The sequence below is a fragment of the Gloeobacter violaceus PCC 7421 genome (assembly GCF_000011385.1).
Classification (GTDB): domain Bacteria; phylum Cyanobacteriota; class Cyanobacteriia; order Gloeobacterales; family Gloeobacteraceae; genus Gloeobacter; species Gloeobacter violaceus.
In genome coordinates, this window is the sequence record NC_005125.1 from 168,592 (window position 1) to 181,505 (window position 12,914).

The 12,914-nt window shown below is 60.0% G+C and carries 17 protein-coding genes and 2 tRNA genes; 9 read left to right on the forward strand and 10 right to left on the reverse strand.

Annotated elements, in window-relative coordinates; translation table 11 throughout:
• The first annotated feature begins 63 nt into the window (after window positions 1-63).
• Entirely contained in the window at window positions 64-312 is a 249-nt protein-coding gene (locus GLL_RS00910) for a hypothetical protein (protein ID WP_164928402.1), read from the forward strand.
• Between the two features lie 57 nt (window positions 313-369).
• On the opposite strand, the gene ltrA is transcribed toward GLL_RS00910, so the two are convergent.
• Window positions 370-2,151, reverse strand: a complete 1,782-nt coding sequence (gene ltrA, locus GLL_RS00915) for a group II intron reverse transcriptase/maturase (RefSeq protein WP_011140181.1) — start codon at window positions 2,149-2,151, stop codon at window positions 370-372.
• A 622-nt stretch (window positions 2,152-2,773) separates the two neighbouring features.
• Here ltrA and GLL_RS00920 point away from each other — a divergent pair.
• Together GLL_RS00920 and GLL_RS00925 are read left to right on the forward strand one after the other, a co-directional pair.
• Window positions 2,774-3,475 (forward strand): Rpn family recombination-promoting nuclease/putative transposase, encoded by a 702-nt coding sequence (locus GLL_RS00920; RefSeq protein WP_193345477.1) that lies wholly within the window; start codon window positions 2,774-2,776, stop codon window positions 3,473-3,475.
• A gap of 93 nt (window positions 3,476-3,568) precedes the next feature.
• Complete coding sequence (locus tag GLL_RS00925) at window positions 3,569-3,721, forward strand: hypothetical protein (protein WP_164928447.1); 153 nt, start codon at window positions 3,569-3,571, stop codon at window positions 3,719-3,721.
• A gap of 185 nt (window positions 3,722-3,906) precedes the next feature.
• On the opposite strand, the gene GLL_RS00930 is transcribed toward GLL_RS00925, so the two are convergent.
• The 5 genes from GLL_RS00930 to GLL_RS00950 form a co-directional block, all read right to left on the reverse strand.
• Window positions 3,907-4,242, reverse strand: coding sequence for a cupredoxin domain-containing protein (locus tag GLL_RS00930; protein WP_011140184.1), 336 nt, complete (start codon window positions 4,240-4,242; stop codon window positions 3,907-3,909).
• Between the two features lie 6 nt (window positions 4,243-4,248).
• On the reverse strand, window positions 4,249-4,860 hold the full coding sequence (locus GLL_RS00935; protein ID WP_011140185.1) for a DUF4439 domain-containing protein: 612 nt from the start codon (window positions 4,858-4,860) through the stop codon (window positions 4,249-4,251).
• 136 nt (window positions 4,861-4,996) lie between these two features.
• Window positions 4,997-5,236, reverse strand: a complete 240-nt coding sequence (locus GLL_RS00940; protein WP_164928448.1) for a hypothetical protein — start codon at window positions 5,234-5,236, stop codon at window positions 4,997-4,999.
• A 198-nt stretch (window positions 5,237-5,434) separates the two neighbouring features.
• Window positions 5,435-6,331: a pseudouridine synthase gene (locus tag GLL_RS00945; protein WP_164928449.1), complete on the reverse strand. Its 897-nt coding sequence runs from the start codon at window positions 6,329-6,331 to the stop codon at window positions 5,435-5,437.
• A 47-nt stretch (window positions 6,332-6,378) separates the two neighbouring features.
• Window positions 6,379-6,451 (reverse strand) — tRNA-Glu (locus GLL_RS00950).
• Between the two features lie 102 nt (window positions 6,452-6,553).
• Between GLL_RS00950 and GLL_RS00955 the strand changes: the two genes are divergently transcribed.
• The 4 genes from GLL_RS00955 to GLL_RS00970 all read left to right on the forward strand — a co-directional run bounded on the left by GLL_RS00955 (window position 6,554) and on the right by GLL_RS00970 (window position 8,291).
• Window positions 6,554-6,625, forward strand: a tRNA-Lys gene (locus GLL_RS00955).
• 294 nt (window positions 6,626-6,919) lie between these two features.
• Window positions 6,920-7,159, forward strand: coding sequence for a hypothetical protein (locus tag GLL_RS00960; protein WP_011140188.1), 240 nt, complete (start codon window positions 6,920-6,922; stop codon window positions 7,157-7,159).
• Window positions 7,160-7,233: 74 nt separating this feature from the next.
• Window positions 7,234-7,809 carry a hypothetical protein gene (locus GLL_RS00965; RefSeq protein WP_011140189.1) on the forward strand — a complete coding sequence of 192 codons (576 nt, stop codon included), beginning with the start codon at window positions 7,234-7,236 and terminating at the stop codon, window positions 7,807-7,809.
• 263 nt (window positions 7,810-8,072) lie between these two features.
• On the forward strand, window positions 8,073-8,291 hold the full coding sequence (locus GLL_RS00970; protein WP_011140190.1) for a hypothetical protein: 219 nt from the start codon (window positions 8,073-8,075) through the stop codon (window positions 8,289-8,291).
• A 4-nt stretch (window positions 8,292-8,295) separates the two neighbouring features.
• On the opposite strand, the gene GLL_RS00975 is transcribed toward GLL_RS00970, so the two are convergent.
• The 3 genes from GLL_RS00975 to GLL_RS00985 form a co-directional block, all read right to left on the reverse strand.
• The gene (locus GLL_RS00975; RefSeq protein ID WP_164928450.1) at window positions 8,296-8,586 is read right to left on the reverse strand and encodes a hypothetical protein; all 291 of its coding nucleotides are present in this window, start codon (window positions 8,584-8,586) and stop codon (window positions 8,296-8,298) included.
• Between the two features lie 64 nt (window positions 8,587-8,650).
• Window positions 8,651-9,229: a TetR family transcriptional regulator gene (locus tag GLL_RS00980; protein ID WP_011140192.1), complete on the reverse strand. Its 579-nt coding sequence runs from the start codon at window positions 9,227-9,229 to the stop codon at window positions 8,651-8,653.
• Between the two features lie 50 nt (window positions 9,230-9,279).
• Window positions 9,280-10,260 carry an aldo/keto reductase gene (locus GLL_RS00985; protein WP_011140193.1) on the reverse strand — a complete coding sequence of 327 codons (981 nt, stop codon included), beginning with the start codon at window positions 10,258-10,260 and terminating at the stop codon, window positions 9,280-9,282.
• A 157-nt stretch (window positions 10,261-10,417) separates the two neighbouring features.
• Between GLL_RS00985 and GLL_RS00990 the strand changes: the two genes are divergently transcribed.
• Both GLL_RS00990 and GLL_RS00995 read left to right on the forward strand, forming a co-directional pair.
• On the forward strand, window positions 10,418-11,239 hold the full coding sequence (locus GLL_RS00990) for an inositol monophosphatase family protein (protein WP_011140194.1): 822 nt from the start codon (window positions 10,418-10,420) through the stop codon (window positions 11,237-11,239).
• A gap of 5 nt (window positions 11,240-11,244) precedes the next feature.
• On the forward strand, window positions 11,245-11,859 hold the full coding sequence (locus GLL_RS00995; protein ID WP_011140195.1) for a hypothetical protein: 615 nt from the start codon (window positions 11,245-11,247) through the stop codon (window positions 11,857-11,859).
• A gap of 3 nt (window positions 11,860-11,862) precedes the next feature.
• Here GLL_RS00995 and nadA read toward each other — a convergent pair whose 3' ends face one another.
• Window positions 11,863-12,822, reverse strand: coding sequence for a quinolinate synthase NadA (gene nadA / locus GLL_RS01000; protein WP_011140196.1), 960 nt, complete (start codon window positions 12,820-12,822; stop codon window positions 11,863-11,865).
• Between the last annotated feature and the right edge of the window lie 92 nt (window positions 12,823-12,914).

The window sequence follows — 12,914 nt, forward strand, 5'->3', positions numbered from 1 at the left end:
TGGAAGTATCGGTTAGCCATTCAATAGGTCGGGTCAAAATAGCCGGGAACTGAGAGCAATCGCGTGGCTGGGACCGAGCGCCGCCCCTTTGATACAAGCCTGCAGGGCCTTGCCGCCTTGTACAGTCGGCATTTTTTGGCCTGGCTGCGCGGGCCGCAAGCTGTCTGGGAGCAGGAACTCAACTCGGTGATCGTCGCTCAGCAGCGCCGGGCCGATTTTTTGATCCGCTACCGCGACGACGGGCAGCAAGAGCGCCTTATTAAACTCAGCCGGGCAGTCGCCCACCCGGCTGGTCTTCAAAACCGGACATGAGACTTTCACCTCATCCGGCTCCTCGATGACCAGGCTCTTGTCATGAGTACCTCTATCTCAGTGCCACTGTTGCATCCATTCTGCGTCCGTCAACCTTTTCTTGGATTTGTAGGGTTGATAATCTTCCAGCAGTGCTTGCCGTTTGGCTTGTAGCTGAAGACGTTCCGCTTCTGTTATCCTCGATTGGGATTGTAACTGTTGGATGCGCTCAGCGGCGGTTTTCTGATGGTGGCAATGTCGATGAAGTAGCTGCTTATTTGATGAAATATTCCTTCCGCCGAATCGTTTCGGCTTCCGGTGATCCACTTCCAGCAACTCTCCATTCATGAAATACAACCCGCAGTGAGTGCACTTGCCTGTCTGGGATTTCAGCAGTCGGGCTACTTCCGCTTTTATTTGCGGATGCTGTCCTATCCGATTACTCCAGTACACCCAGTCGCCATCGTACGGGCTACGGCGTTCTTTCACCTTGACGTGCCGAGTAATCGGCCTATCTGAGTGTTGAACCAGGCGCTTAATTCCCTCCCCTTTTTGGACGGCAAAGCACCAGTTTTGCGTGCCAATCGTTAGCCAGTATTTCCTGGCCAGCCATTTCTGACTTTGGTTGCGATGATGACTGGTTGCCCAAGCTTTCAATTGCATGTAGAGAGTCCTGTCCAGCTTCTTGAACGTGGCTCCGCTCACAACTTTAGAGAAGAAATGTGTCCATCCCCGAATTATCGGATTGAGGTGCTCAATCAGGAATGATTGAGGCTGTGCCTTATGTTTGTGGATTATTCTTCTCAGCTTTTCGGTGTGAGTCTTGATGCTCTTCTTGCTTGGTTTGATAATCGTTTTGAAGCCCAGGGGTTTGCCGCGACTATTCGTTCCTGTATGGTACTTGCCAACGGGAAATTGTCGAACGGTAAACCCCAGAAAGTCGAAACCCGGTTGCCCTTCTTCTAAAAGAAGAGTGTGAGCTATCCGTGTTTTGCTTGGCTTCAATTCCAATCCCATGCCTGCCAGCCATTCCTCCAGGACCGTCTGGCAACTTTGCACTATCTGTTGGTCTGTGTGGATACACACAAAATCGTCAGCATAGCGGATCAGTTGTGCCATCTTGGACACCTGTTTGACTCGTTCTTCCATGCCATGTAAAGCGATATTCGCTAACAGGGGTGAAATCACGCCGCCTTGGGGTGTGCCTGTCGGTGTGGGGAATAGTTCACTACCTTCCATCACTCCTGCTTTCAGCCAGGCGCGTATTTGCCGACGGATAGCTGAGGATGTGTTCATTTTCTTGAGCAGTGCTTGCTGGTCGATGCGGTCGAAGCATTTCGCGATATCGGCATCAAGAACAAATTTGCTTTGTTGCCGTATCGCGTTGTAGATGGCTTGGAGTGCATCATGGCATGAGCGTCCTGGTCGGAACCCGTAGCTGTTTGGCTCGAAGCGAGCTTCCCATTCAGGTTCCAGGGCGAGAGTAAGCAGAGCTTGCCGCGCCCTGTCTGTCATCGTCGGGATACCAAGAGGGCGTTTTTCCTGAGTGCCGGGTTTGGCAATCCAGACCCGTCGCATTGGTTTTGCCTTCTCGCTTATTCTCAGGTTTTTGGTGAGTGCAAGTCTCGCTTTTGGGGTGAGGGATTTGACTCCATCAACCCCAGCTGTTTTCTTGCCCTGATTATCCTGAGTCACCCTTCGTACGGCAAGACATCTTGCTGACCAAGAACGTATCAGTAGTTTCTGGAGTTTACGGACTGCCTTGAAATCACCACGTTGCGAGGCTTTGAATATGCGTGTTTGCAGCTTGAATACTCTGCGTTGGATTTGACGCCAATTGAGAGAATTCCATTCCACCATCGAAGATTGCTCTCGTGTCTTGGATCTGTGCACTGCTACTGGCTCCTATTCATTCCTGGTCATCGTGCCTACGTCAGCATGTCCCTGACATTACTCAGGGCATTGGCTTTTTAGGCAATCTTTCCTGTCGCGAGCATGCGGTTGGCATCTGCTCAGGCATCGACCGAGTCCTGAGAACTAGCAACAGGTTACTTCGTTCCGATTCACCATTGATTGAATCTGTAGGGTGATGCTCATTTGCCGGGTTTTTGTCGGGAGTACAAACAGGTCGCATGTAGAACGCCTATCCCTTATCCTTCGCCTTTTGGCTCCAGCCTGTCAGCCCAATTTGGCTGGTTAATCGTAACGGCAATTAATGCATCTTTGCTTTCGCTACCCGTGGATTCTTGCTGGGCGAGTTTCCAAGCTAGGGCTATTAGATATCGCCTTTTCATCCCGCTTTACGGATTGATGGCCAGTCGCTACCGTAGGGATGATGCTGTCACCACTGTACCTGCGGGGAGAGACTTTCACTCTCATGATGAATCAGTTGTCAAGGTGTGTTTGGAGTATGAACCTCCTTTCACTTCTTGCCAGTCATCCTTGAGATATCGCTATCCCATTTCGACTGAACGAATCGCACTTGCATATTGAGTTCCAGACCCTGGTCAAAAAAGGTGACCTGAGCGAGGAAATGCCCGTTCGTATGGCTACCTACGCCCTGTTCGTGCTCAACCGTTACGGCCAGGTCCCTGATCAGGTGCTAATCCTGCTCAAGGATAGTGAGGCGGCCCGGCAGGTGCCCGACCGCTTCGAGCAGGGCCGGGTGCGGGTGGAGTACGACGTGATCCGGCTATGGGAACAAGATCCCGAACTGCTACTTGCCTCCGGCCTGGTGGGGTTGATGCCGCTTGTGCCGTTGATGCGTGGGGAGGATGTGTCGAGCCTGCTGGAGCGTTGCACCGCGCTTATCGAGTCAGAGATAGAATCGGGCCAGGAGCGAAACGAGGTGCTGGCTGTCACGGGCCTGCTTGCATCGCTCAAAGACAGAAGGATTGTTCAAGCATTTTTCAGGACAAAGTCGATGCTGAGCTTGTTGCAAGAGACGCCGCTGTTTCAGGAGTTGACCCAAGAACTCGTACGAGAGGCAGACCGGCGCGCCAGGCTGCAATTCTTGCAGCACCAACTGGAACATAAATTTGGCCCGATGCCGGAGGATGTGCTGACAGCCTTGCAAGCCATCACTGACGTGGACGCATTGGCTCGGCTTGGCATCGCTGTCCTTGATGCTATGGACATCGATGCCTTCCGCCAGCAACTGCCGTTACGCTCGGAAGCCGGTTAGATGGGGCGCACCACCGGCAAGGGCATCGCCGTTTGCGGCAGTTAGATGGCTGTGAAAAGCACTGGCTACATTCTGATTTTTGGGACGGCCTTCGTGATCTCCACGACAGCGCGAGTACCGGGTGGCCCTGCTATCGCCCAAGATAAACCCGAGCTTCTCGAAGCCGCCGAGCGGCTTTTGGCCAATCCGGGATTTATCGAGCCCAACGGCAAACCTCTGCTGCGAGCCAAAATCAATGTCGGCTGATTGCCACAGGATTTCCCGAAAGGTCTGGTCTGGCCGGATGGCACACGTATCGTGGCCAGTGTCGTCCGGCTGGGCGACAGTGAGACAATTTTGGATGTGCCTGGTTCACTCAACCCCATATTCGCTCAACTGAGGCGGTCATTTCTTGCCCCCGATTGGCTTGAGGAACCGGAGAACACATGACCCTATCGAACAGTGACTCGCCCCTTCATAGTCGTGTGAAACTCACAGAAGTAGTTGTACACGCCCTTGTCGGGGAAAGTCAGCGTCTTGCTCTCACCGGCAAGCAGTCTGCCTGTCCCGGCAAATTTTGCTCCATCCTCCTCTGGGGTGGCGGTGTGAGGGGCGGCATCTTTGTTGAGGAAAGTCACCCGACTGCCTTTGGGAATCACGACAGCTTCGGGGGTGAACTGGAACGATTCGATGGCAATCACGGTGGCAGGGGGCGGCGCCGGGGCGGCCAGGACCGCCGCGGGCACCGCCGCCAGTACCAGTGCCAGAGTCGGCAACGGTCGAAACATCGGGGGCTACACCTTCAAGATCCAGTCTTTGCGGGTCTGGGCGCTCAAGAAGGCGGCGGGCACCTCCTGCACTGTGGGCATCAGGCCGTGGAAGACCGCACGGATGGCCGTGGCGTGACCGGCCTCGGCGGGCAGAATCGAACTGGCCGCCGCTTGCAAGGCCGGGGTCTTAAGCTTGCCGAAAGCCGACTGGTAGGCGAGGGCCGCGTCGATTTCGAGGGCCAGGGCCAGCTTGGCGATATTGGCGTCGGAATCGAGCCCGCCTTCGCCCGCCTTCAGATAGGCCGACAGGTCGTAGGAATCTTTGGCGGGAGCGGGGGTGGCGCCGAGGCTCTTGATGGCGTCCGCGAGGGCAGCGCGGTGGCTTTTGTGATCTGCCTGGTTGCGCAATGCCAATTCCAGCACGGTTTTACCCACATCGGTCTTGGAGAGCTTACCGGCCGCTGCCCCGTAGGCCCAGATGGCCTGGCTTTCGAGATCGTGGGCCGCCTGCAAAATGGCCAGATCGCCTTTGTCCTGACCGAAAGCAAGCCGCGTACCCGCCATAAGGCTCAACGTTCCGGCCGCACCGGCAAGAAGCACAGACCGGCGGGAAGCCGCGCGCATCGCATTGTCCATAACTTACGTCTCCTGAAGTGATTCGCACTGAGGTCGATATCCGTATCGTCCGGTACCAGGCAGGCGCAAGCCAGACTGAAAACTGTTCACTTTTTGCTTGAGATTTGCTCGCCGCAGTCCTATGGCCGACCCGCCGTCAGGCGGCGCGGTCTTCCTCCCAGAGTTGCTGGGCTAGATCGTCGGCGCATTCGAGGTCCGGCAGCACTCCGGGGGGCCGCACGACCGTGCCGTGCACCGTCTGACCGTCCATCAACTCGACCGCGGTCTGCCAGGCATCATAGAGATCATCTTTGAATTTGGTCAGCCCCAAATAGGTGAACAGGACCACTCCACATTCGGTGACGAATAACTTAGGTTGGGTTTGCGCGGCAAGCATCGGATGACCCTCCTGGCCATAAAATTCAACATCGATTCGCTGCACCGCCCGCTAAATGCTGAGCGCATCCGACGCGGCACTTTGAGCGTTAGATTGTATACTTCAATGTTCCGTACAAACCACGAATGAACAACCATTGAAAGGGATATTTCCTGGGATTGAGTTATTAGAATATTTGTGCACCGCCGGGGGTGGCCCTCAGGTGAGTTCGGGCGGCGGCGGGCACTCAAGAACCAGTCGGCGGCCGGAAGTCGGGTGCAAAAAAGACAGGCGGTGGGCGTGCAGAAAATAGCCGCCGTCGCCGGGCACCGAAGCGTCGTTGTCGAGGCGGGCAACGCCACCGGGGCCGAAGAGCGGATCGCCTACGAGGGGATAACCGGCAGCCGCCAGATGAATACGGATCTGGTGCGGCCTGCCGGTGGAGATCGCCACCGCAAGCAGGCTGTCCGTGCATTGGCGGCGCAGAACGACACAGTCGCTGCGGGCGGGAAGGCCGTCCGCGGCAGCGGCCCAGAGGGTACCAAGCAGCGGGTGGGGTACTTTGCCGATGGGCTGGCGGATCGTAAAGCGATCGCGCATCCCGGTACCCGAGGCGAGAGCCCGATAAAGCTTGCCGATGCGTTGCCGGCGCATCTGCTCGCTGAGGGCGGCGCGGCTGGAGTGGGTGCGGGCGAGCAGCACCAGTCCCGAGGTGCCCCGGCCCAGGCGATGAATGGGTACAGGCGGTTCCTCGCCTGCGAAGCGCCGCCTCACCTGCCACAGCAGCGTGTGCTCCAGAAAGCCGCCCCCCGGCAGCACCGGCAGCCCGCCGGGCTTGGCCACCACCAGCACCTGTTCGTCGGCATAGATGATGACGATATCGAGCGGCACCGAAGGCTCCTGCCAGGGCGGACGGCAGTAAGTGAGCACCTGGGCGGAGCGCAAAAGTTCGGTGGAGCTGGTGGACCTGTGATCGAGAAGCACCTGTCCGGTCTCGATGCGCGCCTGCCACTCGTGGTCGCCGGAGTGGCGGTAGCGCAACAGGTAATATTCGAGCACCGTCAAACCCGCGGACTCGGGGCCGATGCGGTCGCAGTAGGTCCAGCCCTGGTTCATGGGTGTCCCCGTTCCCGGATTGACAGGAACCTGGTAAACGTTTTGCATACCCCCAACCGGATTCGAACCGGTGTCGCCGCCGTGAGAGGGCGGTGTCCTAGGCCTCTAGACGATGAGGGCGGGTAGAGCAACAGCGCTCTCAGTGAGAATTCATGCTAACCCAGGGTCGGTTCGACTGACAACAGCCTTGGCGACAGCCAAATCGAGGTGCTAGCCTGGATCGGGTCGTTAGCTCAGCGGTAGAGCAGGTGACTCTTAATCACTTGGTCCAGGGTTCGAATCCCTGACGGCCCACTGCCCAAAGCCCGCTTATCGGCGGGTTTCATCGTTTGTAGCCTCGCAGGATCAAGTGCTGCGAACCAGGATTTCACCCGTAAGCGGTTTCAAGCCGACCGGTTCAGAGGACGGCGACAGCCGTCTGGCCGGGCTTTTTAACCACCAGCACCCCGACTCACCGGCGTAAGCTTTTGGGGACACGTTTGCGACGGGAGTAGTTGGGTAAATAGATCTTACGGCTTCTCTCCGACGAAATTGCCGCTGGCCAGTATGGAAAGCAAGAAACCTTCAGCTTGAAGGGAGGGAGACGCCATGTTTTTAAAAACTCAAATGGATGGTGATCTGGTCGAAGTATTGAGCATTGATGATCTGTTCAATCCACTCAAAACCGTGGTCACGGGTCGGTTGCAAGCCGGTGAGGAAGTGCAGGAGATAGAAGTCTTCAGCAAAGCGGAACTCGTCTTTCCTTCGGGCGAATTGCTGCCGCGCTGCTGGAGCGATAAGGACTATCGGCAAACCACCGGCCGGTCGACCCATCTGCAGACGGCCTGAGCATGGGCTGCAAACCGGCATCGGCGCTGTGCCCTGTTATACTCGGTCAGCCTCCGGCCCCACAATAGGTATCGATGAAGAACGCACAGACCGTCGGTTGGAACCTCTGGCTGCAGTGGGTGCTGGCCTATGCGCTGGGCTCACTCGCGGGTGGGGCGATTGCCCGGCCCCTGGGTGAAGCGGTTGGCTCGGTGTTGGGAGCCGCCGTCGCCGGGTTAGTGGTCGGGGCGGCCCTGGGTCTGGCGCAGGCGGTGGTGTTGGGGCGCTATCTCAAAGCCGGCACCCCTTGGATCCGCGCGACTGCCCTCGGTTCCGCCCTGGGATCGCTCCTGGGCGGTACGACGGAGTGGCTGGCCCTCAACCGGATGGGCTTACCGGATTTGCCCAGCAATGTCCTGGGGATGACGGTGGTCGGCGCCTGTCTGGGGGTGGCCCAGTGGTGGGCAGTGCGCAAACAGTTTCCCCAGTTCGGCTGGTGGATTTTGGGCAACACGATCGCCCTGGCGATCGGCCCGATCGTCACGCTGCTTGCAGTACTCGCGCTGGGCTATTTTGGCCCGGCGCTCACCGTTTTCCTGCGTCCGCTGGTGAGTGCGGCGGTGAGCGGCGGCGTGCTGGTTGGGCTACTGCGCGAAGCCAAGATTGAGTAAGACTCCTACCCAATACCGGACCACCGCTTCACCGATCCCCAGGGCGACGCGTCAAAGATCTGGCTGGATACTTGTGCCGACAAGTATACCTAACTCCTATAGAAGCCCACTATATATGGTGCATAAGTAATCAAAAAGTAGCCTACGATCATCCAAGAGCTTGGTGCACTACCGTTGGAATATGAAGACTTCTACTCGATCTACGGGATCGACAAGTCGCAACGGGTAGGCTGACCATTAACTTTTCAGAACGCGTGTAAGCGATGAACGCTCTCCGACTGCCCATCCTGGTAGGTTGCCTGCAAACGAAACCGGCGAAGCCCTCGGCCATCCACAAGTTTTTGCTTTTGAGTGGGGCACCGGTGGGCAACACGGCGATTCGCTATTTGCGGGGCCGCTGCGACCAGACCCCCTGGCGGGGGCGACCGATCGGGCGAGTGGAGACGACGCTCGCGCGCATCCTGGCCAGTTCATTAAATTAAGCACCTACAGCGGCCAGCCCAGCCGGCTTAAAGTGTCGAATTCCTGGCGCGTGCGCAGAATAAAAGTTTCCCAGCGCTCGACGGTCTCCGGTTCGGGAATGGCGCGGCGAGCCCCGTTGCGGTAGGCGTCGGTACGCCGTTCGAGTTCTTCGGCGAAATGGTCGAGCCGGTCGGTGAGCCGACCGATCGCCAGCGACAACTCCTCCACCCCCTCCAGCTCCGGCAGGTGCTCGTCGTCATGGTCACCCGGCAGGGCAGGCCGGGCGAATCCGGCATCGGCGGGAAATTCGTTCATCGCTGCGTCCGTTGAGTGTACCCAGCGTAAGCGTTGGCTCCCCGGCGGCACAACTCCACCCGCCTTAGAGCGCCCCGGTGCGCAGCCCGGCTGTCACCAGGGCAAGGACGGCTCGCAGTTCTGCTTCACAGGCTGGATCTGCCGTTACCAGGTGCGGGTGGTGAAAGCGCACCGTGGCGTTCCAGACCGCCCGTGCGGCGGCCGCCGGGTCGGTCATCTGAAACTCTTCTGAGGCGGCGCCGTCGGCCAGGATGCGCTCCAGTTGACCCAGCAGCGTCTCGACGTGGCGGGCGACGACGCCGCGCGCCGCCTCGGCCACGCCGTGGTACATCGCAAAGTGCTCGGGATCGTCGCTGATTTTGCGCCGCTTCTGCTGCCAGAGGCCCACCGCCCAGTCTTCCAGGCGCTCCGCCGCCGGCCCGTCGGCCAGGGCGATCGGTTCGAGCGCTCCTGAGACGGTGTGCAGCCAGCGCTCGGCGACGGCGTCGAGCAAGTCGGCTTTGCTCGCAAAATGCCGGTAGACGTTGGCGTGGCTCATGCCCAGGTGGCGAGCCACGTCGGTCACGGTGAGCTTGGCCGGACCGTGGCGGCGCAGGAGCAGTTCGGCGGCTTCGAGAATGCGGGAGCGGGTGGTGTCGGACACTGCAGTGGCGGCTGCGGCCCAGTGGACACTGCCGGAAGCTTATCCGGTGCTCAGCTGTCCAGCATGGCCATTTGATCCGTACTGTAGCGCGTCCCGGCCACAGCGGCGGTGGGCACAGCCGCCTCGATGCGCGCCATATCCTCGGCGCTCAAATGCACCTGAGCGGCAGCCAGGGCTTCGCTCAGCCGGGCGGGCCGCCGCGCGCCTACCAGAGGTACGATGTCCTCGCCGCGCGCCAGTACCCAGGCGATCGCCAGCTGTGCCACCCCCACGCCTTTTTCGGCCGCCAGCGCCCGCAGCGCTTCGACCAGGGCGAGGTTGTTCTGCAGATTTTCCCCCGCAAAGCGCGGCAGGTGCGCCCGAAAATCGTCCGCCGCGAACGTGCCGGTGGCCCGATCGCTCAGTAACCCCCGCGAGAGCACCCCGTAGGCCACCAGCCCGATGCCCAGTGCGCGCACGGTCGGAAGCACCTCAGCTTCGATGTCGCGGGTGAGCAGCGAGTACTCGATCTCCAGCGCCGCAATCGGATGGACGGCGTGGGCACGGCGCACTGTGGCAGCGGACGCCTCCGACAGGCCGATGTAGCGGACGTAGCCTGCCTGGACCATTTCGGCGATGGCGCCGACTGTCTCCTCGATGGGCACGGCCGGGTCGATGCGCGCGGGCTGGTAGAGATCGACATGGTCCGTCCCCAGCCGGCGCAGGGTGTAGGCGAGAGCCGTCTTCACCGCCGCCGGGCGGGCGTCAAAACCGAGAAACGTCCCATCCGGGGCGCGCTGGGCACCAAATTTGACCGAGAGAAACACCTGCTCGCGTCGGTCTGCAAGCGCCTCGCGCAACAACATTTCGTTGTGCCCCATGCCGTAAAAATCGCCGGTGTTGAACAGGGTGATCCCCGCGTCGAGGGCCTGGTGGACTGTGGCGATGCTCTCCTGTTCGTCGGCTTTGCCGTAAAAATCCGACATCCCCATGCACCCGAGGCCGAGGGCTGATACGCGCGGTCCCCCTTTGCCCAATTGCCGCTGTTCCATGGCTCGTATCCTGAAATAGATGGCTATACGCCCAGGTTCTCACAGGCTATGACAAATTTCAATATCTGTCATTTGTCATTTGCGGTTTCTGGGCGACGGGCTGCCCGGTGGGTGTAGACGGTGAAGCGGGAGTGGATTCGATTCAGAGGAGAAGCAGATGGGGCAACACGAAAGGCGCCGCGAGCAGTTGGATTTTGCCCTGGAGTTGGCGCGGGTTGCCGAGGAGGCGATCATGCCGCACTTTCGCACGGCGGTTGCCGAATACAAAGGCGACGGCTCGGAGGTGACTGCGGCGGATCGTTCGGCTGAGCGCGTGATTCGCGAACGCATCGCCGGGGCGTATCCGGGGGCCAAAATCCTCGGTGAGGAATTCGGGGGGGAGGCAAGGCCCGTCAGCGGCGAGCAGTGGGTCATTGATCCCATCGACGGCACCACTTCCTTTGTGCTCGGCCTACCGATGTTCGGTACGCTCATTGCCCTATTGGAGGACAGTCAACCGGTAGTCGGGGTGATCCACATGCCGGCGATGGGCGAGACCGTCTATGCGGGCCGGGGGTTGGGCTGCTGGTTCGCCTACAGCGGCGGGCGGGCCGTGCGGGTACGCGCAGCCCCGGAGGTGGAGTTGCAAGCGGCCTTCGCTTCGGCAACCGGTGCCCACTGCTCGGACATCCAACACCAGGCCGCTCAGACCCCTTACCGGCTCGCGGCCCTCATCAACACCACCAAGAAGTTTCGTTTCGTGGGCGATTGCGTGCAGCACGCCCTGGTCTGCCGGGGGCGGCTGCATCTGGCGGTCGATACCCTGATGAATCCCTGGGACACCGCCGCCTTGGTGCCCTGTGTGCGCGAAGCGGGCGGTGTGGCGGCCACCCTGGAGGGCAAAGAGGACGACGTCGTCTTCGGCGGCAACTTCATCTCTGTCTGCAGCCGGGCTCTGCTCCACGAAGCGCTGGCGGTACTTTCGCCAGTGCAGAAATAATAGCGATGGCCTACGGATTGCACTGGGAATGGCGCGGATTCGGACCATTGGATCCGGCGGTGCGCGAGCGCATCGAAGCACTGCCTACCGCCCAGCCCGGCGTTCGCGAGGAAACGGACAGCTACCTGTGGACTCCACAGTGCACGGCGAACGTCAAATTTCGCACTTTTGGCGAGGGCAGCCTCAAATTCAAGCGTCCGGTGGGCGTCAACGGCCCTTTGCAGTTGTGGCTTGAAGATCCGCGCGAGGATTACCGATTTCCGGTTCCTCCAGAGGCGGTGCGCGAACTGGCAGCGGTGCTGGGCGTTGTTTTGCCGACGGCCAATGGCCCGGTGGAGCAGGCGACTTTGTGGCAGTGGCTCCAGCAGGCAGAGGGGGTACGGATCGTCGAGGTCAAAAAAAGACGAACCGTTCACACCTGGCTCGGTAACGGAATGCAAGCGAGTGTCGAACTTGCGGATATCCTGACACCGCAGCCGCTGCAAAGTGTGGGCATCGAGGGAGCCGACGAGACGGACGAAGCGGCGAACGCCGTCGTTGGCGCCCGCGACGCACTCGAAGTGTCAGATACCCTGGTGGCGCTCAGTTACCTGGACATCTTGCGCCGCTGGACCGGTTGAGCGTTACTTCGGGCTCATCGCGAGCATCCGCTCGATGGGCGTGAGGGCGCGCAGGCGGGTGGCTTCGTCGAGGGTGACCTCGGGGGTGCGGTCGCGCATGCACAGGTAGAGCTTCTCAAGGGTGTTGAGGCGCATGAACGGGCACTCGTTGCAGGCGCAATCGGCCTCGGGCGGCGCTGGGATGAACAGTTTGTCGGGGTGGGCTTTTTGCATCTGGTGCAAGATGCCCGCCTCGGTGACCACGATGAAGGCCCGCCTATCGCTGGTGCCCGCGTACTTGAGTAGAGCGGTGGTCGAACCGACAAAATCGGCGTGGCGCAGCACCGCCGGTTCGCACTCGGGGTGGGCGATCACCTCGGCGTCGGGGTGGCGCACCTTGAGGGCGATCAGCTTGCGCTCCGAAAAAGTCTCGTGCACGATGCACGTCCCCGGCCACAGCACCATCTCCCGCCCGCTCTGCGCCATCACATAGCGGCCCAGGTTGCGGTCGGGGGCAAAGACAATCGGCTGGTCTTTGGGGATCTGATTGACGATGGCCACGGCGTTGGCCGAGGTGCAGATGATGTCGCTGAGTGCCTTGACCGCCGCCGAGCAGTTGATATAGGAGATGACGATGTGGCCCGGGTAGGCCCGCAGAAATTCGGCGAACCGGTCGGACGGGCAGTTGTCAGAAAGCGAGCAACCGGCGGCCAGATCCGGCAGAAGCACCTGTTTGGTGGGGTTGAGAATCTTGGCGGTCTCGGCCATGAAGTGCACACCCGCGAAGACGATTACCCGGGCGTCGGTGGCGGCGGCCTGGCGCGAGAGGCCGAGCGAGTCGCCGATGTAGTCGGCCACATCCTGGATGTCGGGATCTTGGTAGTAGTGCGCCAGGATGACCGCGTTCAACTCGCGCTTGAGCCGCTCGATCTCAGCAAACAGATCCAGGCGGGGATCGATGGCGGGACGTTGGATGGTAAGCATCGCTTGGCTTGGGGCTGTCTTTCCAGTTTAACTTTTTGGGTGGGTGAGTCCCCAGGGATGCTTAAACCCCCTTTTGGGATGGGCATTGTGTA